Below are 23,897 nucleotides of genomic sequence, written 5' to 3' on the forward strand. Positions count from 1 at the left end.
AGTTAACGCACTCCTGACTCTGGCCTTAAAGGCTCATTAACAGTACAAAATGGCTAACTTTATAAACCAAACAGCTTGATCCATCATTTAAGTGAGCTATAATGGCTCACTAATTGAACTTTTAAGCTCTGACCACCGCAACCCAACCACCAAAACCGGCCCACCGCCGCTCAATACAGAGGGAGCTTTTATGGCATCACCACCGAACCGCGAAACCACAAAAGCGCTATTACTGCTTTACGACGACTTCACCGAATTTCAAAGCCAATGCACATTCCTGTGCGATGCCGTGGTGGCATTGGCTATGTCGGAATTGGTGATGGATAAGTGGAGCGTGAACGGCCTGCATATGAATGCCGTGCAGGTTAAGCGGCGGGCGGAGGCATTGGGCGAGAAGTTGTCCACATTCCGAGAACAACTTGAATAATGAGATATAGGAATTCTGAGATCTGCTATCTACTTACGTGCAAAAGGTAAATTTGCTACATATGATGCGCTTTGGCAGTACATCAGAAATTTAGGAACTTATCTGAGGAATTTATATGAGTGCGACAGGAAGATGGATCATTAAGTCAAAACATCTCAATCCAAATAATTTTTATGTAAAAGTTGATGGCTCTGATTTTTACACCGCTTATTGGGTAGCCAATACATCCAATAGCCAGCAAGCAATATCGCTAACGCTAGAAACAAGTGACGAACTTGACCTTGGACAAACCGAGATTCAGGAAACTATTGAATATTCCGGACAACAGATCTCAAACACCCCGGAAGTAGATGCTGCAATTCATGCCGCTATAGCAAAACATACGATATCAGGTGACGTTCAACTGGCGGTGTGGGTTTCATCTCAAGGAGGAAAGTGGTAATGAGTGGAGCAACAGCATTGGCCGAGGGTGGCCGTAAGTTCAAGGTAGATGTTGATTTGATTTTTAATAATTTCAAATCAACAGATCGCAAATATATATTGCGTACAGTATTTGATGATTTAAGTATATGGAAAGCAAAATATGTGGAAGTCAACATATCTGCTTGCGGATCCAAAGCCAATAACCAAAATAAAGAGTACGCCATTATTGACGGTGAAGTTTGGGCATTCAGAATAAATGCCACCAATTTCTCTGATATAGTGACCGCCATAAATATTGCCTGCAAATATTACAACGTCACACCGGATATTTTTCTGAAGGACATTTATATTAAAAATATGAATGCTGAGCAGGAAAATGAAATGGGACTTGAAGCACTAATAAAAGCTAATAAGTCGCTATATAAAGGCACATGCAACGCATTGCGCGAAGCTGCAAAATTATTGTCTTACAAAGGGCCGTTAAGGCTTCATATCTTTAGCAACAATAAAAATCCTAAAATTCCACAAATAGATTTACACGAAGCCTTATCGCAAGGTGGAGCAAAAGAGATAGAAACTGATCCCTCTAAATATAAGTTTCCAGTAAGTAAGAACGACAATACTCAACCTGCCGATCAAAAGCCTTTTATAACACATCATCACGTAGCAATTTTCGACATTTAGTTATGTGAAGTTATTTTAGGCTTCGATTACTCAGGTATTTCCTGATGAATAGGAGGAGTGTTCACAAGAAGCTTTTGTATCAATAACTCGATCTTTTGCGTGGAGCTAAATATGGAAATTCTGGCTGTTTGGTTAATTCATCATAAAGCATCTATGACGCTAGATTCGCCAATGAATCTTGATGGATCTGAATACATGGTAGGTATCGGTGTTGTACCGGCAACGAATATGCAAGAAGCACTGCAATTATTTGAAATGTATCTAAAAAAGCAGGACATGGCGGTGCTTGAATTATGGAAGTGCGAACAATATTTACCTAATAATTTTACCGAGGTGTCTCAAAAAAATAGTGGCATTAATGAAGCAGCGAAAGAGGCATTAGATACAAACAAAATTTTTTATGCCTGTGGAATTTCTTCTGAAGCATTGGATTGTGAGAATAAAGAATAAACAGCTACGAATCATAAAATAAAGCGGCGTCACCTCAGTAACTACCGATGAAAACACAAAACACGTTTTCGATCAGGTGACAATTTGGGCAGCCTTGGGCCTGCCGCCCAATTACCTATTGGAATGCTGGCTAATTACTGGACAGGGTAATGGACTGGCTTGTCACATCGATAACAACGACCTACACACAAAAAGCGCTATTCCAAAAACGAATCCAGCAATTTCAGCATGGCGGTGCGTTGGCTTTGGGTGAGGCGCGGCCAAAAGTTTTGCAGGGAGTGAATTTCCTCTTCGATGACGTGACGCAAATAGTGCGAGGCGGGTTCTTTCACTAACAGGGGAATTGGGTGCTCCGATTCACAGTCCAGAAAAAACCAGGAAATGGGTACACCCAGGCATTGGGAGAGCAAATAAAGCTGGGAGGCGCTGAGTTTGTTTTCGCCATTTTCATAGCGGGAAATTTGCTGCTGGGTGGAGCCGATGGATTCGGCAAGGGCACCGGCGCTGACGTCCGCTTGCATGCGGAGTTTTTTGAGGCGCTGGCCAATTTGGCGATCCAGTGCTGTGACGGCAGGTTTTGCCATGGGAGGTGTCATCCGAATACAGGTGAATCGGTTTAATTCACACGGTTGACGCCTATAGTAGTTATGGACTAATATCCGTTCATCAACATAACTATATTAAAATGTAACATTAAACACGTTTAATGATGCCGTTTTGCGACTTGTCGGTCATATTTGGGGAATTTCAGGGGTTTGGTATACACGTTATACGTGTGACATTGCATCAGGGAGGCTTCTGGCAATGGTGCCCAGTAATAAGCAAGACCCGCCTGAAGGGTTGAACAAGGCCGGTGCATTGGCACCGCACACCAGCGAGCAGTGGCTCCGGCTGTGTGATGATTTTGCGAACCTGGACGGGCAGTGCGCACTGTTGTGCGAGCTACTCACGCATCTGAGCCGACGGGACACACCTCTGGAACCCGCCGGGCAACACGGTATAGATATGTTGGTGAGCCAGCTTCGGGAAGGCTCTCGTGCATTTAAGCAACAACTCTACAAGATGCGCGCCGATTGATCATAGCTCGGCGCTATTCGGTAATGCGTATTACAAGAAGTCACATCACAGCAGGTGACTCCGCTTTAGTTGCATCGATCCGATGCAACTTTTTTTATGCGTGTTATTTCCCTTTAATCAAACAGGCGATTCAGCAAGCCGCGCAATTTTTGCAGGTGCTCTTCCAGAATTAACGAATAGTGATGGTAGTGCTTTTTGTGCATGTCGGAATCCTCCGCAGAATGCATTAACGCTTGCAATGCGGTTAGGGCTTGCAGCTTGTCCAGCTGTAAGTAGATTTCATCTTCCAGTGCGTAGTTGTTGAGAAAATCCAGATTCAATTCTGCATCGTCCGCCTTTTTCATAATGCCTCCATCTCACCTTATTTCAATTGGCTGATATCGATCACTCATTGATCACACCCGAAGTCTAACCTCGTTAAAGCCGAAGTTCAACTTCAATAAGATGCTTACCTCTCTACCGCTAAAAGGGCGCCCTTGTGCAACTCAAAAAACAATTCGGCAAACGTGTGCAGCAACTGCGCCAGGCCAGGAAAATTACCCAGGAGGAATTGGCCGAAAAGGTGGGCGTGAGCATTGAATCCATCAGCAATATTGAACGCGGCATTCACGGCCCGAGTTTTGATAACCTGGAAAAAATTATTATCGCCCTGCAAGTTCCCGCGAAAAGTTTGTTTGAGTTTGAGTAGTGCGGGCTGAATGGGAAAGCGATGCCACTTCACAACTCAAAAGCGCCCGTATTCCGTTAAACTTCGCACCGCCTACAAATCACTGTTTTTACTTTGGAATCCTGCATGTTTGAACCCTCTAATACACCCGGCACCTTTGTTTTCGATATGGATGGCACCTTGCTCAATGAGCACCATGAATTGTCGTCGCTGACGGTTCAGGCGCTTCAGGCATTGCGCGAGCGCGGTCATCAGTTGGTGATTGCGACCGGGCGGCACTTTATGGATATTCAGGCGTACCTGAAGCAATTGGGTGGTGGTATTCCGACGATCACCTGTAACGGGGCGATGATTCACAATGCTGCTGGAGAGTTGATTCAGCGCGCCTGTTTGCCGCTGGCGGTTAATGAAACCTTGCTGCCATTAGGTGAAGCACTAGGTGTGCACCTGAATATATATACGGATTCGGCGTGGTTGGTGAATGCGCCCTGTGAATCTATGTTAACGGCCCATGTGCGGTCGCAATTTTTTTATCGCCAGATTGCTATGCAGGAAATGCTTGGCACATCGGCATTAAAAATTTTGTTCTATGGCGAGAATGCCGTTCTGCTACAACTGAAAGCGCACATACTGCAAGCTACACCGCTGCCTATCCATGCAACCTTTTCCGATGAGTACTATTTGGAAGTGATGCCGCAACATATTTCCAAGGGGGATGCATTAAAAACCCTGGCAGCACATTTGCAATTGCCTCTCACTCACAGTATGGCTTTTGGTGATGGTTTTAACGATGTGGAAATGTTCAACACAGTGACTCACCCGGTGGTGATGGAAAATGCGAGCGATAAATTGAAACAATTATTTTCGCAGGCTCAGCGCGCGCAACCTAATCATAAGGATGGTGTAGCGCAGTTTTTGTTTGAGCATGTGTTGAAAGTGATTTAATTGCGAACCCAATTGATGTTCAGATTATTGCTATTGAACAACCGATTGATAACAGGTCACACAGCTGCAGGTTGCATTACGCCCAAAGGATAATTATGGCCCACCTCACCAAAACACAAGCACAGGCGCGCGCTGATCAGGTTCGTGCTTTTCGCGCGGAACAAACACTGCTGAGCGAGCAGGGTTTGTTGCAGTTGCCCAGCGACACGGCGGCGATTCGCGAGTATCACGACAACTTGTTGCATGAATTACAGCAGGCGCAGGATGTAGACCTGAGCGAGGGCGCGCGGCATTTGTCGCTGGGCATGCAGATAGTGTCGTTTTTAGGAGCCAGTGCGCTGGCAGCGAGTTTGTTTTTTCTGTTTTATCAATACTGGGGTTATTTTGCGACGGCAACGCAAGTCATTATTTTAATTGCCGCTCCCCTTGTGAGTTTGGCTGTGGCGTGTTGGGTGCAGCGATTGGATAGCTCAGGCTATTATGCCAAGTTGGCGGGGCTGGTGTCGTTTGTGAGCTGGGTGTTAAACATTGTGATGCTCGGCAGTATTTTTAATATTACGCCTTCACCCAATGCCTTTGCTGTGTTTGCACTCTATGGTTTTTTGCTCGCGTATTTATTGCAAGTTCGCCTGTTATTAGCGGCGGCAATTATCTGCAGTTTTATTTTTATCGGCGCGCAGTTCGGTACCTGGATGGGCAGCTATTGGATTTATGTGGGTGAGAGCCCCGAGCATTTTTTATTACCTACACTGTTTTTCTTTGCGCTGCCCTTGTGGCTGGATCAAACCCGCTTACACGGGTTTGCGGCGATTTATCAATTGTTGTCGGTAGTGGTCTTTTTTATCGCGGTATTGATTTTGGCTAATTGGTCGGGCGGTAGTTATTTGCCCTGGTCGCCCACTGTGATTGAAGGCTGTTATCAAATGGTTGGTTTTGTGGCGAGTGCGTTGCTGGTGATCTATGGATTGCGCACTGGTGCGGCGAATTTAATGCTGGCGGGCAATGTGTTTTTTGCGCTGTTTTTGTATACCAAATTTTTTGATTGGTGGTGGGACTGGTTACCCAAGTATCTATTCTTTTTGGTGATCGGGCTGACGGCGATTTTAGCCTTAATGGTATTTAACCGTTTGCGCAGCACACAACAAAAAGCGCAGTCAACACACCAAGCGGCAGGAGGCGGCGTATGAGCAGCATCACCACACATAACACGGCCGCTCATCGCCGCACCGGAACACTGCTGTGGTTGGCGGTTGGCTGCATTTTGCTAGTCAACGCGTTTATTCTGGGCAAGGTGTATGTGAACCGTTCGGCGGTGACGGCGGAGTTATCGCTGAGCGAACGGGAATTGCAACTGCCCTATAACTACGGCCTCGCCAAAGAGGATTCCAGCGTGCGCCTGAGCCTGCGTTGGAGTACCCCCAGTACTGAGCCAATTGGCGTGGATATGGATAACTGGCGTTGGCAGTACAACCACCAATTGCAATTAAGCGCCGCTCATTTTGCCAGCTTTCAATTTCCGGATTGCACACGTAAAACATCCTTGCGGCAAAAACGCCGTGCCTGGGTATTGGTGGAATTTAATGGGCAGAGTTATGCAGATTATGTGGCGCAGGTGGAGCAGTATCATCAGTTGGTAATGGGGCTGGTACCGGCAGCCAATACCGATCTGGAGGAGGATGCGCTGGCGCGGAAACGCAAAGAAGCCACTGAATTCTTAGCCTCGGCGACGGGATCCAGCTCGCGCCTTTATGTGATAGATGCCGCTGCCGAGCGCGAATTATTGATAGCGGCACAACACGAGCGAGCCACTACCACAAAGGGCCAACTGCTGATTGTGCCGGCGGAATTGCGCGCGGGTTACTATCGCTGCGATAAGGCAGAAAAACGCACCACAGAGGTGGTTATCGACAAGCTTGCCGTGGACTCCTTCTATATACCCAAACAGGCCGCGCAAGGTTTTTCGCCCGTGGGTGCTACAAAATTCAATGCGGAGATTCGCTACGGCCGGTTATATGAGCCCTGGGTCAATCGCCTTCAGCATTGCACCACGGGTTGCGAGTAAGCATCGCGCCATGGAATGGCGAGGCTTGTAAAGGGAGTTGAAATATACGCCATTGATACCAATTCTCATTATTGCTAAGATTCCTATCCTTTAATCTCCATGACACTCCCCCTGTGCCGCTTGTGATAGGAATCCCTATGTACTGTTTTGTTCGTCCTGCCAGTCTATTGTTGACCTGTGGTGCTCTATTGCCGAGCCTTGGTTTTGCCGATAACGCCGTTGAAGAAGTGATTGTGAGCGCCAGCCGTACCGAGCGCCCACTGAGCACTATTCCCAATACCGTCACCGTCATCAATGCCGCTGAGCTCCAACAACAACTGTCGATTCAGGATGACCTGTCCACCGTGCTGGGTAATCTGATTCCCGGTTTTTCCCCCAGTCGCCAGAAGATGACCAACGCTGGCGAAACCCTGCGCGGGCGCAAGCCGCTGTACATGATTGACGGTGTGCCCCAGTCCAACCCCCTGCGCGATGGTGGCCGCGAAGGCAATACCATCGACCCGGTGATGGTAGAGCGAGTAGAGGTATTGCACGGCGCCAATGCGATTCACGGTTTAGGCGCTGCGGGCGGGGTGATTAACCTGATCACCAAAAAACCGGCGGCCAAACTTGAGCAAAGCGTGCGGTTCAGCACTGGCTTCCAAACCGAAGATGTGGGCGAAAGCGCGGATTTTGGTATGAGCTACAGCCTGTCCAACCGCGTGGACAATGCGGATGTAATTGCCAGCATTAGCCTGCGCGATATGGGTGTGGCCTACGATGGCAAGGGCCAGTTGGTGGGTGCGGACAATACCCAGGGCGATACCATGGATTCGCAATCGGTGAACGGCTTTGTGAAAACCGGTTACGACTGGGACGACCAGCGCATTGAGTTGATGGTGAATCGCTACGAGATTGAAAACAAAAATAATTGGGTATCTGTGGCAGGCAATGCCGCGGCAGGTATTCCCAGCAGTGCCGTTAAAGGGGAGATTGTTGGAGAAGGCGCCAGCAACAAGGTGACGGCTATTAGCCTGAATTACACCAACGATGACTTCTTTGGCCAGAAGCTGCGCATACAGGGCTTCCGTCAGGATTTTGCCGCCACCTACGGTGCGGAAGCAGTGCCTCTGGCAACCTTCCAGGATCCAGCTTACGGCCCCGACCTGATTGACCAATCGCAAAACAATTCAGAAAAAAACGGCATCAAACTGACTCTGGTAAAGAACGATATCGCCAATTTGCCCGTGAACCTGGTTTACGGTGTCGACCTGTTGCAAGACAAAACCTGGCAGGAATTGATTCAAACCGGGCGCGCCTGGGTGCCGCCCAGCGAATATGAAAATGTCGCCCCCTATCTACAGGCGGAATTTACCGGTATCGATAAGCTCACGCTGACCAGCGGTGTGCGCTACGAGAAATCCAAACTGACGGTGAATGACTTCACCACACTGGTATCCTATAAGGGCGGCCAATTTGTGGAAGGCGGTTCGCCGGATTTTACCGAAACACTCTATAACTACGGCGGCACTTATCAGATCACCAGCGCCTGGCGGGTGTTTGCCAACTACGCTGAAGCCTTCTCCATGCCCGATGTAGGCCGCGTATTGCGCGGCATCGATGAGCCTAATCAAAGCGTGGAGAGTTTTCTGGATTTAAAACCCGTACTGACCGAAAGTGCGGACTTCGGAGTGGAATTTAAAACCGGCGACATCAGCGCGCAACTCAGTTACTACACCTCGGATTCCAATTTTGGTGAGCGGCTGCAACTCAATGCCGACGGGATTTACACCGTTCAGCGCGAGAAAACCGCGATCGACGGGTTGGAATTCAGCGCCTCCTGGGCCGTGACAGATGTAGACCTGTTCGGCCTGCGCTATGCGGAAGCCACCGGTCGCTATGACTCCAACAAAGATGGCCGTGTGGATGCGGATCTGGGCGGTACCAATATTTCGCCGGATCGCGTCAACCTGAGCTGGGATCGCACCTGGTCCAGCCGCATCGATACCCGTTTGCAGGCGAATTATTTGTTTGATCGCGAGGTGAGAAACAGCAGCGGCGTAGTCACTAACCGGTTTAACGGCTACACCACCCTGGATCTGAGCGCGAACATTGCCGCCTTTGATGGCAACATCAGCCTCGCCGTACAAAACCTCACCGACGAGTATTATTTCACCTATTACTCGCAAAGCAGCCCCAACAATATCCGCAACTTCACCGGTGTGGGCCGCAGCATTAACCTGGGGTACCAGCGTAAGTTTTAATCCATCCCTCCCACTTGGCCCTTCGGGGCCTTGTCGCTCCCGGAAAAGTCGCGGGTGAATCGGGCTGATTGATGGATCGAATGCTATAGTGACGGCAATTACTTTTTTGCCCTGGTTACTTATGTCTGATGCGTTTCCACTGCTTTATCGACGTCCGCGCTTGCTGGCGTTAGCGGTTTTCTTACTTTGCTTGTTGCTCTCGGCACTGGTGGTTTGGAACCTTGAGGAAAACTACCGCCATAACCAACGGGCCGATATTGAGAATATCGCCCAAAACCACGCCTTTTTACTGCGCGACAGCCTGCGTCAGGTGCTGACCCTGAATTACTCCATGGCCACCCTGGTACGCTTGGGCAAGGGCAATACCCAGGCTTTTGATGCGGTGGCGGCCGAACTGCTCCCTTATTTTGATAGTGTGTCCCACATCAGCCTCTCCCCAACGGCATTATCAGCCAGGTTTATCCGCTCGCGGGTAACGAAAAATCTATCGGTTTTAACCAACTGAGCGATAGCCTCCAAAACCTGGAGGCCGTTCGTGCGCGGGATTCGGGTCAGATGACCCTGACGGGACCAGTGAGCCTGGTACAAGGCGGCACAGGGGTGATCGCGCGCCTGCCCATCTTCCTTCATGAGGCAGGGGAATCGCACTTTTGGGGCTTTGCCAATGTCACGATTCGCCTGAGTCGCCTGTTGAAAACCGCCAATATCCAACAGCTCAATTCCCAGGACATCGCCTACAAGCTATGGCGTATCAACCCGATTGACCACACCCCGGAGACCATTGCGGTGCACGCACCGGCCTATTTGCGCAATACGGTGGATAAGTCCTTTGATGTACCTAATGGCACCTGGGTATTGACTATGGCGCCGGTGGGCGGCTGGGTGAATGGCTGGCGTTTGGCGAGCGAGATTTTTCTCGCCTTAGTGATCAGTGGGCTGCTCGGCTACCAGACCTATCTGGTGCTGAAGTTGCAGCGCCGCAAAATTAATTTGCAATCGGCCGTACAGGAACAAACCCGCGAAGTGATGGAGGCGCGTGCGCAACTGCAAGCAACGCTGGATGCGATTCCCGACCTATTGTTTGAAGTCAGCGCCGATGGGGTCATCCATAATTTCCATACCCATCGCCCTGAGCTATTGCTACTCGACCCCGAGGATTTTCTTGGCAAACAGGTAGATGGCCTGATGCCGAAAGAGGTTACCGCAATCATCCATGACGCGATGCGGGAAGCGAGCGAAAAAGGGTTTTCCAACGGTAAATATTATGGTCTGGATCTACCCGGCGGGCGCCGCGAGTTTGAATTGTCCACCGCCTGTAAAGCCGTATCGCCCGAGGTGCAAAAACATTTTGTGATGATCAGCCGCGATATTACCGAGCGTCGCCAGGCTGAAGAAGAATTGCGTGTGGCAGCCACTGCTTTTGAAGCGCGCGAGGGCATGATGATTACCGACCCCGCCGGCGTCATTTTGCGGGTGAACAAAGCCTTTACTGAAATTACCGGTTACAGCGCCAATGAAGTTATTGGCAACAACCCCCGGCTGCTGAATTCCGGGCATCATGAGCCCGAGTTTTACGCCGATATGTGGCGCATCATTACTACGGATGGCAGTTGGAAGGGGGAGATCTGGAACCGGCGGCGCAGCGGTGAAATTTATCCGGAATGGCTCACCATCACCGCGGTGAAAAATAGTCGGGGGAAACCACCCACTATGTGTCCACACTGACCGACATCACCGAGCGCAAAGAAAATGAAGCGCGGATCAACAACCTCGCGTTTTTTGATCCGCTCACCCAATTGCCCAATCGCCGTCTGCTGCAAGACCGCCTCGAACATGCCATTGCTGCCAGCACCCGCAAACAGACGCTGGGAGCACTGTTATTTATTGATTTGGATGATTTCAAAACCCTCAACGATAACCGCGGCCACCACATTGGCGATTTACTGTTGGTCGCCGTTGCCAATCGCCTGCGCATGGCGGTGCGTGCGCAAGACACGGTTGCACGGCTGGGAGGCGATGAGTTCCTGGTGGTACTGGAAGATCTTACGCCCAACCACGATCAGGCCGCCGCGATTGCACAACAAATTGCCGAGACCATCCTGGAGAGCTTGAATGAAGCCTATAACCTGGAAGGGCAGGATTATTTCAGCACCCCCAGCATAGGTATTTCACTGTTTGGTGATCGCCTGGTACACATTGACGAGCTGTTAAAACAAGCGGATCAGGCCATGTACCACGCCAAAGCCGAAGGCCGGAATACCTGCCGCTTCTTCGACCCGGAAATGCAGGCGCACACCGCCCAGCGCTTTGCCTTGCAGCATGAAATCCGCGAAGCCCTGATACAGCATCAATTCCAACTCTTTTACCAGCCGCAGGTGGATTACACCGGCGCGGTGATTGGCGCCGAAGCCCTGATCCGCTGGTTCCACCCGCAGCGTGGCATGGTATCGCCGCTGGAATTTATCCCTATCGCCGAAGAGTCAGGGTTAATTCTGCAACTGGGTAACTGGATTGTGGAAGAAGCCTGCCACCAACTGGTGCGCTGGAGTCAACACCCGGTAACGCGGGAGCTGGTAATTTCCATCAATGTCAGCGCGCGCCAGTTCCAACAGGCACAGTTTGTGATGCAATTATTGACAGCGCTGCAACGCACCGGCGCCAATCCACACTGCCTCAAACTCGAACTCACCGAGAGTATGCTGGTGCAGAATCCGCAGGACATCATCGCCAAAATGGACGAGCTGAAAAATCACGGCATTAAATTTTCGCTCGATGATTTTGGCACTGGCTACTCATCGCTCGCCTATTTGAAACGCCTGCCTATCAATGAATTGAAAATTGATAAGTCCTTTGTCAACGATGTGCTGGTCGATAGCAACGACGCAGCCATCGCACGCATGATCATCCGCCTCGCCCAGAGCATGGAATTGCGAGTAATCGCCGAAGGGGTGGAGACCAAAGCCCAGCGCGACTGGCTGGAAGCCCAGGGGTGTTTGCACTATCAAGGTTATTACTTTGGTAAACCTGTGGCCGCAGCCGAGTTTGGTAATTCCCCTTAAGCCTGTCCCGCGTTAAAGCCTTGTAAAGATCCGTTGACTCCATGGATAAGCCTGCGGGAGCAGGCTACCCTCTATGGACGGCTTTGGAGAGAAGCCGTGGCAATCACTCAATAACAAAAAGATAGGGTCAACAACCATGGGCCATTCCATAGACCGCCGCGCGCTACTGCGCGGCGCTGTAGCCAGTGCACTGGGTATTTCCAGCCTGTCAGCACTGGGCGCAGAGCTCGCTTCATCACCGTCGGCGACACCGACATCTGCCCTGAAAGGCAATATTCACCACTCGGTCGCCCGCTGGACATTTAACTTTTTATCGCTCGATGAACTCTGCCTGGTGGTCAAGCGCCTGGGGTTTTCCGCCATTGATCTGGTGGGACCGGGCGAGTGGCATATCCTCAAGCAACACGGCGTGGATTCCTCCATGTGCAACGGCGCCGAGCTGAATCTGGAGGATGGCTGGGGCGATAGCCGCTTTCACAAACCACTGATCGAACGCTACCGCCAGCACATCGATCTGGTGGCGGACGCGGGCTACAAAAACCTGATTTGCTTTAGCGGTAACAAACGCGGCAAAGACCCGGAAGCGGGCCTGAAACAGGCCACCAAGGGCTTGAAGCAGATTCTCGCCCAGGCGGAAAAACGCGGCGTAATACTGCAAATGGAGCTGTTCAACAGCAAGGTTGATCACCCGGATTACTTTGCCGACAACTCCGCTTGGGGCATAGAACTGTGCAAACGGTTGGACTCGCCCAACTTCAAACTGCTGTATGACATCTACCATATGCAAATCAGTGAAGGCGACATCATCCGCACCATACAACAGCATCATCAATACTTTGGCCACTACCACACCGCCGGTGTGCCGGGGCGCAATGAGATTGATGACACCCAGGAGCTGTATTACCCGGCCATTGTGCGCGCCATCCAGGCCACGGGTTTTACCGGTTATGTCGCGCAGGAATTTATGCCCAAACGCGCCACGGATGCTGAAAAAATTGAATCCTTGCAAGCCGCCATTCGCATTTGCGATGTCTGATCACTGATCGACGCCTAATCCCTGTTAAGAGGTACATTTATGTCTACACAACACTTCGATGCCATTGTGGTTGGTTCCGGCATCAGTGGCGGCTGGGCCGCTAAAGAACTCACCGAAAAAGGGTTGAAAGTCCTGCTGCTTGAGCGCGGACGCAATATTGAACACATCAAAGATTATGTGAATGCCACCAAAGAACCCTGGGACTACGAACATCGCGGTCGCCCCACCCAGGAAATGAAAGACAAACACCCGGTACTGCAGCGCGACTTTGTGCTTAACGAAGAAACCCAGGGCATGTGGGCCAACGAGCAGGAAAACCCCTATGTGGAGAAAAAGCGCTTTGACTGGTACCGCGGCTACCACGTGGGTGGACGCTCGCTGCTGTGGGGTCGCCAGAGCTACCGTTTAAGCCAGCGGGATTTTGAAGCCAACCTGCGTGAAGGCGTAGCCGTTGACTGGCCAATTCGTTACGAAGATATGGCGCCCTGGTACGATTACGTAGAGCGCTATGCCGGTATTGCTGGCACCCGCGAAGGTCTGGATCACTTGCCTGACGGTCAGTTTTTACCGCCTGTTGAACTGAACATCGTTGAGAAAGACGTCGCCGCCAGACTCAAAAAAGCCTATGGCGGCAAGCGCCTGATGATCAACAGCCGCACCGCCAACATCACCCAGCCCAAGCCTGAGCAAGGGCGCGTTAACTGCCAATATCGCAACAAGTGCTGGCTCGGTTGCCCCTTCGGCGCCTACTTCAGCACCCAGTCATCCACCCTGCCAGCGGCGATGAAAACCGGCAACCTCACCTTGCGCCCCTTTTCCATCGTCAGTCAGGTGCTTTACGACAAAGACAAAAAACGCGCGCGCGGTGTAGAAGTGATCGACGCCGAAACCAACCAAACCTACGAATTCACGGCCAATGTGATTTTCCTCAACGCCTCCAGCTTTAACTCCACCTGGATACTGATGAACTCTGCCACCGACATCTGGCCCGGCGGTTTGGGCAGCAGCAGTGGCGAGTTGGGCCACAACGTGATGGATCACCACTTCCGCGTGGGCGCAGGTGGCGTGGTGGAAGGCTTCGACGACAAGTACTACTACGGCCGTCGCCCCGCCGGTTTTTACATCCCGCGTTTCCGCAACCTAGGCGACGAAAAGCGCAACTATTTGCGCGGATTTGGCTACCAGGGCGCTGCCAGCCGCGAAGGCTGGGACCGCAATATCGCCGAATTGGGCATAGGTGCCAACCTTAAAAACGCCCTCGCCGAACCGGGTGCCTGGACTATTGGCATGACCGCCTTCGGTGAGATCCTGCCGCACCACGACAACCGCATCTATCTGGATCGCACCGTGAAAGACAAATGGGGCCTGCCGGTACTCGCCATGGATGTAGAAATCCGCGACAACGAACTGGCCATGCGCAAAGACATGCTGCAGGATGCTGTGGACATGCTCGAAGCCGCCGGTGTCAAGAACGTGAGAGGCAGCGACTGGGGCTATGCACCGGGTATGGGCATTCACGAAATGGGTACCGCGCGCATGGGGCGTGACCCCAAAACCTCGGTGCTCAATGGCTTTAATCAGGTGTGGGACGCACCCAACGTGTTTGTCACCGACGGTGCCGCCATGACCTCCGCCTCCTGCGTCAACCCATCACTCACTTACATGGCACTCACTGCCCGCGCCGCAGACTATGCCGTCAAAGAATTGAAAAAGGGGAACCTGAAATGAATCGCCGCGAACTGCTCGCCCTGATTACCGCCGCCACCGGCACCGCCATGATTGGCAGTACCGCACTGCTTAGCGGCTGCGCCACCACTGCGTCAGCACCCGCCAATTTTTCCGCTGACAACATTGCGCTGTTGGATGAAATTGCCGAAACCATCCTGCCGCGCACCGAAACCCCGGGCGCCAAGGATGCCAAAGTCGGCGAATTCATGAGTGTATACGTGAACGACTGCTACACCCTGGATGAACGCGCCATTTTCCACAAAGGCTTGCTGAGCCTGGAAGCGCAATCCAACAAAACCTATGGCCGCGGCTTTATGGCGCTGCAACCGGCAGAGCGCACCGCGTTTATCAACCAACTGGACAAAGATGCCCGCGCCGCCGTAGCCAAGGGTGATATTCACTACTTCACCATGATCAAACAACTCACCCTGTTTGGCTTCTTCAGCTCTGAAGTCGGCGGCACCCAAGTCCTGCGCCACATCGCCATCCCCGGCCGCTACGACGGCGCACTCGCGTATAAACCAGGCGATCGCGGGTGGGCGACGCGTTAATATTTCTCCCGAGCATCACCCACAAACCGCACCTCGAGTGCGGTTTGTTGTTTCTGTTGCCAGTAATTCTGGCGACAACAGTGAGTAGCAATTACCCAATGCTTAACGCAGCTCGCATTTTTTTCATCCATATTCAGGTTGTGAGCACGCGGGATATTGCCAAGCCGATAACACAGGCGTAGATTCAGCATCCCGCTCAGGAGTTTCTGTAGTTCCTGTTTTAGATCGCTGTCCCCGGGCAGGAAAATAATAATAAAACTGCGTATCGTTACTGGAAAAGAGGTAGCTTCCCCAGATTGCAGAATGGCATCTCGGTCAATCCGTCATTTTTATTTTAATAACTAAGACGAGATTGTAATTATGTTTAATAATCAAAATTCTTGCGCTGCAAAACGCAGTGCTGCTGTTCATGTTAAGTCGCTTGTCGCTGCCATGGGCCTGGTCGCTAGCGGTTCCGTATTTGCTGCCACCACCGGTGGTTTCTCCACGACCGATGGCGGTAATGTATCGGGCGCTCGCAGCTTTAGTGCATCCACCTACGAACAAATCAACACCATTATTGCCAACGCCAAACTGGACGATGCTGGCAAAAAAGTCACTGGCGGCGCCTATCCACTCATCATTACTTACACCGGTAATGAAGACACACTGATCAATCAAGTGATTCGCGACCACACTGTGGACGCCTCCGGCAACTGCCCTAAAGCACGCTGGAATGACGCCTATCGCTACGTGGAAATCAAGGAATTTACCAAGGGCATTACCATCCAGGGTGCCAATGGTTCATCGGCTAACTTTGGTATTGTGATCAACAAATCCGAAAACGTGATCGTACGCAATATGAAAATTGGTGCACTGGCGGGCGCCAATAACGATGCCGATATGATTCGTATCGACAGCGGCGTAAACGTGTGGATTGATCACAACGAATTGTTTGCAGTGAACAACGAATGTAAAGGTTCACCGGATGGCGACCTGACATTTGAAAGTGCATTGGATATTAAAAAAGCCTCACAAAATATCACCGTGTCTTACAACCTGATTCGCGACAGCAAAAAAGTCGGGCTTGATGGTTCCAGCAGCAGTGATATCGCCGGTGGCCGCAAAATTACTTTCCACCACAATATTTATCGCAACGTAAATGCGCGCTTGCCACTGCAGCGCGGCGGTTGGACACATATGTACAACAACCTCTATGACGGCATTACCGACTCAGGCATCAATGTGCGTCAAGGCGGCTATGCGTTGATTGAAAGCAACTGGTTCCAAAATGCGAAAAACCCGATCACCTGCCGTTACGACAGCAGCAACTGCGGCTTCTGGGATTTGCGCAACAACAACGTACGCAACCCCGGTGACTTCGCAACCTACAACATCACCTGGAGCAGCGGCGGCACCATCGACGCCACTAACTGGACCACAACCCAACCTTTCCCAATCAGCATTCCTTACAGCTACTCACCGGTTACTCCACAATGTGTGAAAGACCGCTTGGCGCAATACGCTGGTGTGGGTAAAAACGGCGCGCAATTAACCAGCAGTGTTTGCGGTGGCACAACCTCATCTGCCGCCAGCTCAACACCCGCCGTTTCTTCTTCCAGTCGTTCATCCAGCTCTGTGGCATCAGTGGCGCCATCTTCCAGCAGCGCAGCAACATCCAGCGCGAGTGGCGCACCGGTATTGAGCGGCACTGGCGACTATCCAAGCGGCTTCTCCAAATGCGCTGATCTGGGCGGCACCTGCTCAGTCACCTCTGGCGACGGCTGGGTTGCATTTGGCCGCAAAGGCAGCTGGGTTACCAAAAAAGTGACTGTTGGCGGTTCAATTGCTTGTACCGTTGCCGCGTTCGGTTCTGATCCAGGCGGCAACCCTAACAAATGTTCTTATAAAAAATAGTTAATTTATTTTTCTGAAAAATAAAAAAACCGATCTCGCAAGGATCGGTTTTTTTATTGGCGGGAATTAAATTTACAGCGCAATGGGATGTCATTTATTGACCATTTTCGGCACGATTTCCAGAAAAATAGGTAGATAATTTTGATGTCAACTCAACCTATTTTGTACCACAGTCAATTGTTAAGTCGTTTTATTCCGAAAAATTAAAGGGTTTTATGTTACTAAAAAAATATGGCATCTACGTCCTCACCGTCACCCCAGCGCGTACACGAACCGGAACCAACAACACGAATAGTTTTTTGTTGCGCTTGAGCCGATAGCAGAAGACTGATTTGAGTTTTCCCTGCAATGCTATTTTCATCTCTAATCATCCAGTATGTGTGTTTTGCACAAACAGGTTTATTGGATGATGAACCCTCTAGAAAAAAATAATGCAAATTATCACTGCCTCTTACTACAATTTGAGAAACCTTACCCGTTTGTTCACCAGCTGAGGCACTAACAGTTAATAAAATAAACAAAGAAAATAAAACTTTTCTAAACACACTGCTCTCCTAATTTAATATTTCATTAGACGGCTGCAGCCGTTATCTCCCTCGCCGAATATCACTTCTGATGTGAGTTTGCGGCGATATATGATTACATAAACATCAAATAGTTAAAATTGGTTTGGTGTTTTTTATAAAATAGGGATTCCGACGACTTGCTTCGCAAAGTCGTTCTACCTACTGTCGGGATGCCACGTGACCTGATTGTGCATGTCTCCGCGCTAATAAACCACAAACTACCATTTATAACAATTACGCAGTCTTACTGAGGTCTATTAACAACCAGTATTAAAGACTGGTTTGTATTTGGTAGCTCAGACCAGTGCGGGGGATCCGACTCTGACAAGGTCAACATGTCGTCCAGCGTGATTGATTAGCATATTAATAATGCCGCTGGTGTAAAGCGGGAAGCTAATGGCATTATGCATTTACTTTTTACATGTAACACATTGGTATGCCCATGATGAATCAAGCTTATTCCAAAACCTGTCACCACCCCATTCACAACAACACTAATCCACTCGCCGAAAAAAATACCCTGCGCGCAGTTATGCTCACCGCGGTAATGATGGTGTTGGAAATTATTGGGGGCTGGTATTACAACTCTATGGCGCTGCTCGCCGATGGCTGGCATATGAGCTCCCATGTGGTAGCGCTGGGATTGGCATTGTTTGCCTATGTGATGGCGCGGCGCCTTGCGCAGGATGGCCGCTTCAGTTTTGGCACCTGGAAAATTGAAGTACTCGGTGCTTATACCAGTGCGATTTTATTATTGCTGGTGGCTGTGACCATGCTCTATCACTCCGGCGAGCGATTAATTAACCCGGCACAAATCCATTACAACGAAGCCATCGCGCTGGCCACCTTGGGGCTGGCGGTAAATTTACTTTGCGCCTGGTGGCTGAAGGATGGACATCACCATCATCACACACATGACCATGACCATGACCATGACCATGACCATGACCACCATGAATCGGATCACCACCACGAAGCCCACGAGGATTTAAATTTACGTGCTGCTTATATGCATGTGGTTGCCGACGCGGCCACGTCGGTGCTCGCCATTATTGCGCTGTTCGGCGGAAAATTATTCGGCGCTGATTGGCTTGATCCGGTGATGGGAATTGTAGGTGGTATTTTGATTGCGATATGGGCCATCGGTTTATTGCGCACCAGCAGCCGCGCTTTGCTCGATGCGGAAATGGATGCACCCGTCGTTGAGGAAATTCGCGAAGTCATTGCTGCCAGCCCTGTTGCTGCCGATATTCGCGATTTACATGTATGGCGCGTTGGACGCAATCAATACGCGTGCATGCTTGCATTAAAAACCAACGATGCAAGCACCGCCGATTTCTTTAAACAGCAATTGAGTATTCATGAAGAGTTAGTGCATATCAGTATTGAATTGCATTAGTCGGTGGCCAAAAAAATCCATTGCACGATATAAAATCATATTCTTTTTGCTATTCACAATGATGAATAAGACGACAAGCAAACGTCGCCTTATTGCTAAATTTTCAGTCAGCCTGTGCACCAAATTAAATCTTTTTTGTGAAACCCTGCTTTTTTTGCACAAAAAATGTATCACTTTGTCGCCTAAATCTACACACTGAAATCTTATTCAGTTTCCATTCAAAAAAGCACGAGACGTAAAAAAATTTTGTGCTACCATTCTTTGACATCTCAGGTTAGAACAGAATAAATAATACAGGTCAGGAGTGAAGATTGATCCAAGCGGCGCTAAATCATTTGGCCACCCAGCTGAATGCGCACCTCAAACGTACGAACAATCTCACCGAAGATATTGTAGTAGTTTCCAGTTTGGTAGAGAGCGATGGCAATGTGGCAGCACACACCAATAACAAGCTGGTGTTATTGCTAACCAACATTGAAAAAGATCCGGTCCCTCAAGCAAACACGGCGCGTGCCACCGGTTTTGATGGCCGTGCCTTAGTCAGCAGTCGTGCGTTGTATTTAAATTTGTACATCATGGTGGCGGCAAATTTCAGTGGCAGCAATTACGCAGAAGCACTGAAATTTATTTCCAAAGCCATCGCTTTTTTTCAGATGCAGCCGGTGTTTGATAAACAATCAACACCGGATCTGGACTCCCGCATCGATAAACTCGTTTTGGATATCGAGAACCTGAACATTCAGGATTTAAGTAATCTTTGGGGTTTGTTGGGCGGAAGGTACCTTCCCTCCGTTTACTATCGCGTTCGCATGGTAACTATTCATCCCGATAATGTTGTGGCGCAGTTGCCTTATGCAACGCGCCCCCAAAGTGATGTGCGCAGCTAGTTTTCACGACTGACATAATTTCGCAAAGGAAGTGGTTGTGGCGCAATTCAAGCCAATATTTACACTTAATGTCGCGCACGCGTTTTTTGTTGATGGGCGCTGCACGCAATTACGTTTTGTGCCTACCGCCGCAACCGAGCGCTTGCTGCGCCGCCATCAATTATTAGTACGTCATAATGACATCGGTTTCACTTTGGTTGCCGATACCGATCACTGGATTGCGCCGGATGATGAGTCGGTATTGCGCTTTAATGCTATTGCGCAGGACAAATCCTTTGGTTTTTATACGGCAGAAAGCGCAGGCTCGCTAACACCGCTCTATGCCAGCAGTAAAAATATTACAGCAGATAACAGCGCTCTTGTATTACAGCGCGATGTGCCTCCACAATTACCCGGCGAAGATTCAACGCGCACCAAACCCGGTGTTCAACTGCCTGCTGTCATTATCGACATAGATTTAAACGACATCGCAGGGAATGACTTTATTGCCGAAGAGGCCGTTACGCGTTGGATACGATTTACTACCCGCGATATTTATTGGAAATATTATTTTTTTGGCGATCTGGCAAAACTGGAATTGGACATACACGATGTCAGTTCGTCACAAGGCATAGGCTTTTATCAAAGTGACGAACCGGTAGCAAAAAATGGCAAAGCGTTTATTTCGCATGAACCCATTGCCATGAATAGCGAGCCAGCACAGCGCTTTCAATTAAAAGATAAAAACAATTCAGGCAAGATTTTGATCAAGCGCTTACCCAGCGCGGGAATTCATTTGATCAGCAAGAGCAGGAACCTCAACGGGCAGCAAATTCTTGTTGCGGAAATTTATGTCAATCAATAGCACTGAAAGGAACCGATATGGCTGGCGCATATAAAACACCCGGCGTCTATATTGTTGAAAAAGACGCTTTCCCCAATTCTGTTGTTGAAGTAGCTACGGCTGTTCCGGCGTTTATCGGGTATACCGAGTTCGCCGACAACAAAGGTAAAAGCCTGCTGAATAAACCCTGGCGGATTTCCTCCATGGCGGAATTTATCAGCTACTTTGGCGGCCCACCACCTGCTGCATTTGCCATCGCACGCAAAAATTCGGCGGCCACTGCACCGGCGGATTTGGTTGCCAGCCCGACGGCGAGCGACGATGAAAAAACCATTATCGATGAGATCAATAGCGCGCGTGCGGCGGTGACGGCCATTGCAGGGCTGGATAAAAACCCCGATATTTTCAGCGGCGCCGATGAAGACTTTTCCCTCGGTAAAGACGATAAATACTTCCTCTCGCTCGAAGGCACTTATTATTTGCTCTATCGCAGCATGATGCTGTTTTTCCAAAACGGCGGCGGCGCTTGTTATGTGGTGTCCGTGGGCAACTTCAGCAAAGGCATTGAAGAAGGTGAATTGTCCGAGGGCATTCAGCTGCTCAAAAAAGAACAGGAACCCACCATGCTGGTGATTCCGGATGCAGTCTCTCTGCCCGCTGCCGATTGTTTTAAATTGCAGCAGACCATGTTGTCCCATTGTGGCTATGAGATGAAAAACCGCTTTGCCATACTCGATGTATTCGGCGGATTTATGGATAACCGCGATAACGAATGTATCGATACCTTCCGCAATCAAATGGCCACCAATTTCCCGGCTTTTGGCGCGGTGTATTACCCCTGGTTAAACAGTTCGATTGTGCCCGTCACCGAATTATCATTCCGCAATATTCATGCAGACAGCCTCGCTACTCTGGTGAGTTTGTTAACGCTGGAAGTGCGCGAAACAGTTGCCTCGCTGAAAAAGCAGGAAAGCATCATTGCCGAAATTAACAAGCTGCCCGATAGCGCCAGCAAGAGCGCCGCTGAAAATAATGAGCTGCACAAAACCCTGAGTGCGGTATGTCCGCTGTACAACAAAGTTTTAGCGGGCATCCAGCACAAGCTGAATTTGTTGCCGCCCAGCGCGGCCATGGCCGGTATTTACACCATGGTGGATAACACTCGCGGCGTGTGGAAAGCACCGGCCAATGTGAGCCTGAGTGCGGTGTCATCGCCCACGGTGAATATCAACCATGAAGAACAGGAAGACCTCAACGTCAATACTGCGGGCAAGTCCATCAATGCGATTCGCACCTTTATTGGTGAAGGCACGCTGGTATGGGGCGCGCGCACATTGGATGGCAATAGCTTGGATTGGCGTTATATCAACGTGCGCCGCACCATGATTATGTTGGAAGAGTCCGTCAAGCTCGCCACCAAAGCCTATGTGTTTGAGCCCAATGTGGCTAACACCTGGGTAACCATCAAGAGCATGATCAGCAATTTCCTCACCAGTGTGTGGAAGCGCGGTGGCCTTGCAGGTTCCAGCCCGGACGATGCATTCAGTGTGCATGTTGGCCTGGGTGAAACCATGACAGCGGAAGATATTCTGGAAGGTATTTTGCGAGTGACTGTACTGGTTGCCTTAAGCCGTCCTGCTGAATTTATCGAGATTACCTTCCAGCAACAAATGCAGAAATCCTGATAGATCATTGATTGCGATTTAACGCGGGGTTCTTTGCAATTGATGCGGATATAGCATGATAAATGCACAAGGACTTCGTAATTTTTTTAACCATTGATTGATTAAGGTAGAGATAATCATGGCAGAAGACGGCTCCACACAATCCGCCAATATTTGGCCACTTCCCAAATTTCACTTTGAAGTGAAGTGGGATACTAACGTCATGTCCTTTCAGGAAGTGAGCGGCTTGGATATCCAGTCCGAGGAAATTAAATATCGCGCTGGCGACAGCAAGGTGTTTGGCGTTGTCAAAATGCCCGGCATGATGAAGTTCGGCAACGTCACCATGAAAAAAGGTGTGTTCAAAGGCGATAATAAATTCTGGGATTGGCTCAACCAAATCAAGCTCAATACCATCAAACGTGTTCCTGTGACCATTAGCCTGCTGGATGAATCCAGTGCGCCAACCATGGTATGGACACTCAACAATGCCTGGCCCACCAAAATTTCGTCCACTGATTTAAAGGCGGAAAGTAATGAAGTGGCGATTGAGAGCATTGAAATTGTTCACGAAGGCCTGACCATTTCCAACGGTTAAGTAACTTCCGAACAATATCCTGAGTGAGCAATAACTTATGCCTGCCGTTTCAGCAGCCAGCACAGAAGGCGGTTTTTATCCGCCTTCTGCGTTTTATTTCAAAGTGGTTTTTGGCAACAGCGCCAATAGCCCGGACGCGTCATTTCAGGATATTTCTGGCATTACCAGCGAAATGACAACGGAAGATGTAGCGGAGGGCGGCGAAAACCGGTTTGTCCATAAATTGCCGCGTGGCGTTAAACATTCCAACCTGGAATTAAAGCGCGGCATTGCGCCATTAACCTCTCCATTAGTGACTTGGTGCAAATCGGTATTTGAAGGTGGGCTTGCCTTGGCGATTCAGCCAAAAACCATTCGGGTGTATTTATTGGATGAAAAAGCACAGCCATTGCGCGGCTGGGTGTTTGTGAATGCCTATCCAGTGAAATGGGATGTGGAAAGTTTCAATTCCACTAAAAATGAAGTCGCCATAGAAAAAATTGCGTTTAGTTACAGTTATTCAGAACGTCTTAAATAATGCCGATTTTTTGGATAGACCACCGTCATGGCCATAGAAATTAAACAACTTCTGATTAAATCCAATGTGGTGGACGACGAGTCACCTGATGCACATAAATACCAACAAGCGGAATCAGATAACCTCAAATACGAGGTGCTGGAAGAATGCCGGCGGTTAATTCAGGAAATGCTCAGCGATAAGGGTCAGCGCTAA

The 23,897-nt window shown here is 49.7% G+C and carries 27 protein-coding genes; 24 read left to right on the forward strand and 3 right to left on the reverse strand.

Translation table 11 applies throughout. The annotated features are described in order from the left end of the window. Positions 1-190: 190 nt before the first annotated feature. The 4 genes from B0D95_RS14000 (at position 191) to B0D95_RS14015 (ending at position 1,984) form a co-directional block, all read left to right on the forward strand. Entirely contained in the window at positions 191-427 is a 237-nt protein-coding gene (locus tag B0D95_RS14000; RefSeq protein ID WP_149867918.1) for a hypothetical protein, read from the forward strand. 115 nt (positions 428-542) lie between these two features. After that, positions 543-869, forward strand: coding sequence for a hypothetical protein (locus B0D95_RS14005; protein WP_078044475.1), 327 nt, complete (start codon positions 543-545; stop codon positions 867-869). After that, positions 869-1,534 (forward strand): hypothetical protein, encoded by a 666-nt coding sequence (locus B0D95_RS14010; protein WP_078044476.1) that lies wholly within the window; start codon positions 869-871, stop codon positions 1,532-1,534. The genes B0D95_RS14005 and B0D95_RS14010 overlap by 1 nt, the downstream gene beginning before the upstream one ends. A 111-nt stretch (positions 1,535-1,645) precedes the next feature. Beyond that, positions 1,646-1,984, forward strand: a complete 339-nt coding sequence (locus B0D95_RS14015; protein WP_078044477.1) for a hypothetical protein — start codon at positions 1,646-1,648, stop codon at positions 1,982-1,984. A 197-nt stretch (positions 1,985-2,181) separates the two neighbouring features. Here B0D95_RS14015 and B0D95_RS14020 read toward each other — a convergent pair whose 3' ends face one another. After that, positions 2,182-2,568, reverse strand: coding sequence for a helix-turn-helix domain-containing protein (locus tag B0D95_RS14020; protein WP_168172457.1), 387 nt, complete (start codon positions 2,566-2,568; stop codon positions 2,182-2,184). A gap of 220 nt (positions 2,569-2,788) precedes the next feature. On the opposite strand from B0D95_RS14020, the gene B0D95_RS14025 reads away from it, so the two are divergent. Then, a complete protein-coding gene (locus B0D95_RS14025; protein WP_078044479.1) occupies positions 2,789-3,061 on the forward strand; it encodes a hypothetical protein in 273 nt (90 codons plus the stop codon). Positions 3,062-3,174: 113 nt separating this feature from the next. On the opposite strand, the gene B0D95_RS14030 is transcribed toward B0D95_RS14025, so the two are convergent. Beyond that, positions 3,175-3,405 (reverse strand): hypothetical protein, encoded by a 231-nt coding sequence (locus B0D95_RS14030; protein WP_078044480.1) that lies wholly within the window; start codon positions 3,403-3,405, stop codon positions 3,175-3,177. Positions 3,406-3,539: 134 nt separating this feature from the next. On the opposite strand from B0D95_RS14030, the gene B0D95_RS14035 reads away from it, so the two are divergent. From B0D95_RS14035 to B0D95_RS14095, 12 genes are all read left to right on the forward strand, one after another. Further along, positions 3,540-3,749, forward strand: a complete 210-nt coding sequence (locus B0D95_RS14035) for a helix-turn-helix domain-containing protein (protein WP_078044481.1) — start codon at positions 3,540-3,542, stop codon at positions 3,747-3,749. Between the two features lie 105 nt (positions 3,750-3,854). Then, positions 3,855-4,673, forward strand: coding sequence for a Cof-type HAD-IIB family hydrolase (locus tag B0D95_RS14040; RefSeq protein WP_078044482.1), 819 nt, complete (start codon positions 3,855-3,857; stop codon positions 4,671-4,673). 95 nt (positions 4,674-4,768) lie between these two features. Further along, positions 4,769-5,860 (forward strand): DUF2157 domain-containing protein, encoded by a 1,092-nt coding sequence (locus B0D95_RS14045; protein ID WP_078044483.1) that lies wholly within the window; start codon positions 4,769-4,771, stop codon positions 5,858-5,860. Then, positions 5,857-6,735: a DUF4824 family protein gene (locus tag B0D95_RS14050; RefSeq protein ID WP_078044484.1), complete on the forward strand. Its 879-nt coding sequence runs from the start codon at positions 5,857-5,859 to the stop codon at positions 6,733-6,735. Before B0D95_RS14045 ends, B0D95_RS14050 begins: the two co-directional genes overlap by 4 nt. A 137-nt stretch (positions 6,736-6,872) precedes the next feature. Continuing rightward, positions 6,873-8,978 carry a TonB-dependent receptor gene (locus B0D95_RS14055; protein ID WP_078044485.1) on the forward strand — a complete coding sequence of 702 codons (2,106 nt, stop codon included), beginning with the start codon at positions 6,873-6,875 and terminating at the stop codon, positions 8,976-8,978. A 121-nt stretch (positions 8,979-9,099) separates the two neighbouring features. Next, on the forward strand, positions 9,100-9,483 hold the full coding sequence (locus B0D95_RS14060; protein WP_149867919.1) for a hypothetical protein: 384 nt from the start codon (positions 9,100-9,102) through the stop codon (positions 9,481-9,483). Beyond that, the gene (locus tag B0D95_RS14065) at positions 9,480-10,703 is read left to right on the forward strand and encodes a PAS domain S-box protein (protein ID WP_246841794.1); all 1,224 of its coding nucleotides are present in this window, start codon (positions 9,480-9,482) and stop codon (positions 10,701-10,703) included. The genes B0D95_RS14060 and B0D95_RS14065 overlap by 4 nt, the downstream gene beginning before the upstream one ends. After that, complete coding sequence (locus tag B0D95_RS14070) at positions 10,691-12,037, forward strand: bifunctional diguanylate cyclase/phosphodiesterase (protein WP_078044488.1); 1,347 nt, start codon at positions 10,691-10,693, stop codon at positions 12,035-12,037. Before B0D95_RS14065 ends, B0D95_RS14070 begins: the two co-directional genes overlap by 13 nt. A 136-nt stretch (positions 12,038-12,173) precedes the next feature. Beyond that, positions 12,174-13,073 carry a hydroxypyruvate isomerase family protein gene (locus B0D95_RS14075; protein ID WP_078045767.1) on the forward strand — a complete coding sequence of 300 codons (900 nt, stop codon included), beginning with the start codon at positions 12,174-12,176 and terminating at the stop codon, positions 13,071-13,073. 39 nt (positions 13,074-13,112) lie between these two features. Continuing rightward, positions 13,113-14,801: a GMC oxidoreductase gene (locus tag B0D95_RS14080; RefSeq protein WP_078044489.1), complete on the forward strand. Its 1,689-nt coding sequence runs from the start codon at positions 13,113-13,115 to the stop codon at positions 14,799-14,801. Next, on the forward strand, positions 14,798-15,352 hold the full coding sequence (locus B0D95_RS14085; RefSeq protein ID WP_078044490.1) for a gluconate 2-dehydrogenase subunit 3 family protein: 555 nt from the start codon (positions 14,798-14,800) through the stop codon (positions 15,350-15,352). Before B0D95_RS14080 ends, B0D95_RS14085 begins: the two co-directional genes overlap by 4 nt. 360 nt (positions 15,353-15,712) lie before the next feature. Further along, complete coding sequence (locus B0D95_RS14095; protein ID WP_078044492.1) at positions 15,713-17,248, forward strand: pectate lyase; 1,536 nt, start codon at positions 15,713-15,715, stop codon at positions 17,246-17,248. A 221-nt stretch (positions 17,249-17,469) separates the two neighbouring features. On the opposite strand, the gene B0D95_RS14100 is transcribed toward B0D95_RS14095, so the two are convergent. Beyond that, positions 17,470-17,793: a hypothetical protein gene (locus B0D95_RS14100; RefSeq protein ID WP_078044493.1), complete on the reverse strand. Its 324-nt coding sequence runs from the start codon at positions 17,791-17,793 to the stop codon at positions 17,470-17,472. Between the two features lie 463 nt (positions 17,794-18,256). Here B0D95_RS14100 and dmeF point away from each other — a divergent pair, with 463 nt between their 5' ends. The 7 genes from dmeF to B0D95_RS20585 all read left to right on the forward strand — a co-directional run bounded on the left by dmeF (position 18,257) and on the right by B0D95_RS20585 (position 23,897). Further along, positions 18,257-19,213 (forward strand): CDF family Co(II)/Ni(II) efflux transporter DmeF, encoded by a 957-nt coding sequence (gene dmeF, locus B0D95_RS14105; protein ID WP_078044494.1) that lies wholly within the window; start codon positions 18,257-18,259, stop codon positions 19,211-19,213. A 311-nt stretch (positions 19,214-19,524) separates the two neighbouring features. Then, positions 19,525-20,100 (forward strand): DUF4255 domain-containing protein, encoded by a 576-nt coding sequence (locus tag B0D95_RS14110; protein WP_078044495.1) that lies wholly within the window; start codon positions 19,525-19,527, stop codon positions 20,098-20,100. 37 nt (positions 20,101-20,137) lie between these two features. Next, positions 20,138-20,944, forward strand: coding sequence for a hypothetical protein (locus tag B0D95_RS14115; protein WP_078044496.1), 807 nt, complete (start codon positions 20,138-20,140; stop codon positions 20,942-20,944). 17 nt (positions 20,945-20,961) lie between these two features. After that, positions 20,962-22,608 carry a phage tail sheath C-terminal domain-containing protein gene (locus B0D95_RS14120; protein WP_078044497.1) on the forward strand — a complete coding sequence of 549 codons (1,647 nt, stop codon included), beginning with the start codon at positions 20,962-20,964 and terminating at the stop codon, positions 22,606-22,608. A gap of 118 nt (positions 22,609-22,726) precedes the next feature. After that, a complete protein-coding gene (locus tag B0D95_RS14125; RefSeq protein WP_078044498.1) occupies positions 22,727-23,185 on the forward strand; it encodes a phage tail protein in 459 nt (152 codons plus the stop codon). Positions 23,186-23,222: 37 nt separating this feature from the next. Beyond that, positions 23,223-23,702: a phage tail protein gene (locus tag B0D95_RS14130; protein ID WP_078044499.1), complete on the forward strand. Its 480-nt coding sequence runs from the start codon at positions 23,223-23,225 to the stop codon at positions 23,700-23,702. A 27-nt stretch (positions 23,703-23,729) separates the two neighbouring features. Next, on the forward strand, positions 23,730-23,897 hold the full coding sequence (locus tag B0D95_RS20585; RefSeq protein ID WP_168172458.1) for a DUF5908 family protein: 168 nt from the start codon (positions 23,730-23,732) through the stop codon (positions 23,895-23,897).

This window comes from Cellvibrio sp. PSBB023 (genome assembly GCF_002007605.1).
Lineage (GTDB): Bacteria > Pseudomonadota > Gammaproteobacteria > Pseudomonadales > Cellvibrionaceae > Cellvibrio.

What these genes read in the sequence shown, in the direction of transcription:
- B0D95_RS14000 (WP_149867918.1), top strand. Translation starts at nt 191, where the DNA reads ATGGCATCACCACCGAACCGCGAAACCACAAAAGCGCTATTACTGCTT.
- B0D95_RS14005 (WP_078044475.1), top strand. Translation starts at nt 543, where the DNA reads ATGAGTGCGACAGGAAGATGGATCATTAAGTCAAAACATCTCAATCCA.
- B0D95_RS14010 (WP_078044476.1), top strand. Translation starts at nt 869, where the DNA reads ATGAGTGGAGCAACAGCATTGGCCGAGGGTGGCCGTAAGTTCAAGGTA.
- B0D95_RS14015 (WP_078044477.1), top strand. Translation starts at nt 1,646, where the DNA reads ATGGAAATTCTGGCTGTTTGGTTAATTCATCATAAAGCATCTATGACG.
- B0D95_RS14020 (WP_168172457.1), bottom strand. Translation starts at nt 2,568, where the DNA reads ATGGCAAAACCTGCCGTCACAGCACTGGATCGCCAAATTGGCCAGCGC.
- B0D95_RS14025 (WP_078044479.1), top strand. Translation starts at nt 2,789, where the DNA reads ATGGTGCCCAGTAATAAGCAAGACCCGCCTGAAGGGTTGAACAAGGCC.
- B0D95_RS14030 (WP_078044480.1), bottom strand. Translation starts at nt 3,405, where the DNA reads ATGAAAAAGGCGGACGATGCAGAATTGAATCTGGATTTTCTCAACAAC.
- B0D95_RS14040 (WP_078044482.1), top strand. Translation starts at nt 3,855, where the DNA reads ATGTTTGAACCCTCTAATACACCCGGCACCTTTGTTTTCGATATGGAT.
- B0D95_RS14045 (WP_078044483.1), top strand. Translation starts at nt 4,769, where the DNA reads ATGGCCCACCTCACCAAAACACAAGCACAGGCGCGCGCTGATCAGGTT.
- B0D95_RS14050 (WP_078044484.1), top strand. Translation starts at nt 5,857, where the DNA reads ATGAGCAGCATCACCACACATAACACGGCCGCTCATCGCCGCACCGGA.
- B0D95_RS14055 (WP_078044485.1), top strand. Translation starts at nt 6,873, where the DNA reads ATGTACTGTTTTGTTCGTCCTGCCAGTCTATTGTTGACCTGTGGTGCT.
- B0D95_RS14060 (WP_149867919.1), top strand. Translation starts at nt 9,100, where the DNA reads ATGTCTGATGCGTTTCCACTGCTTTATCGACGTCCGCGCTTGCTGGCG.
- B0D95_RS14075 (WP_078045767.1), top strand. Translation starts at nt 12,174, where the DNA reads ATGGGCCATTCCATAGACCGCCGCGCGCTACTGCGCGGCGCTGTAGCC.
- B0D95_RS14080 (WP_078044489.1), top strand. Translation starts at nt 13,113, where the DNA reads ATGTCTACACAACACTTCGATGCCATTGTGGTTGGTTCCGGCATCAGT.
- B0D95_RS14085 (WP_078044490.1), top strand. Translation starts at nt 14,798, where the DNA reads ATGAATCGCCGCGAACTGCTCGCCCTGATTACCGCCGCCACCGGCACC.
- B0D95_RS14095 (WP_078044492.1), top strand. Translation starts at nt 15,713, where the DNA reads ATGTTTAATAATCAAAATTCTTGCGCTGCAAAACGCAGTGCTGCTGTT.
- dmeF (WP_078044494.1), top strand. Translation starts at nt 18,257, where the DNA reads ATGATGAATCAAGCTTATTCCAAAACCTGTCACCACCCCATTCACAAC.
- B0D95_RS14120 (WP_078044497.1), top strand. Translation starts at nt 20,962, where the DNA reads ATGGCTGGCGCATATAAAACACCCGGCGTCTATATTGTTGAAAAAGAC.
- B0D95_RS14125 (WP_078044498.1), top strand. Translation starts at nt 22,727, where the DNA reads ATGGCAGAAGACGGCTCCACACAATCCGCCAATATTTGGCCACTTCCC.
- B0D95_RS14130 (WP_078044499.1), top strand. Translation starts at nt 23,223, where the DNA reads ATGCCTGCCGTTTCAGCAGCCAGCACAGAAGGCGGTTTTTATCCGCCT.
- B0D95_RS20585 (WP_168172458.1), top strand. Translation starts at nt 23,730, where the DNA reads ATGGCCATAGAAATTAAACAACTTCTGATTAAATCCAATGTGGTGGAC.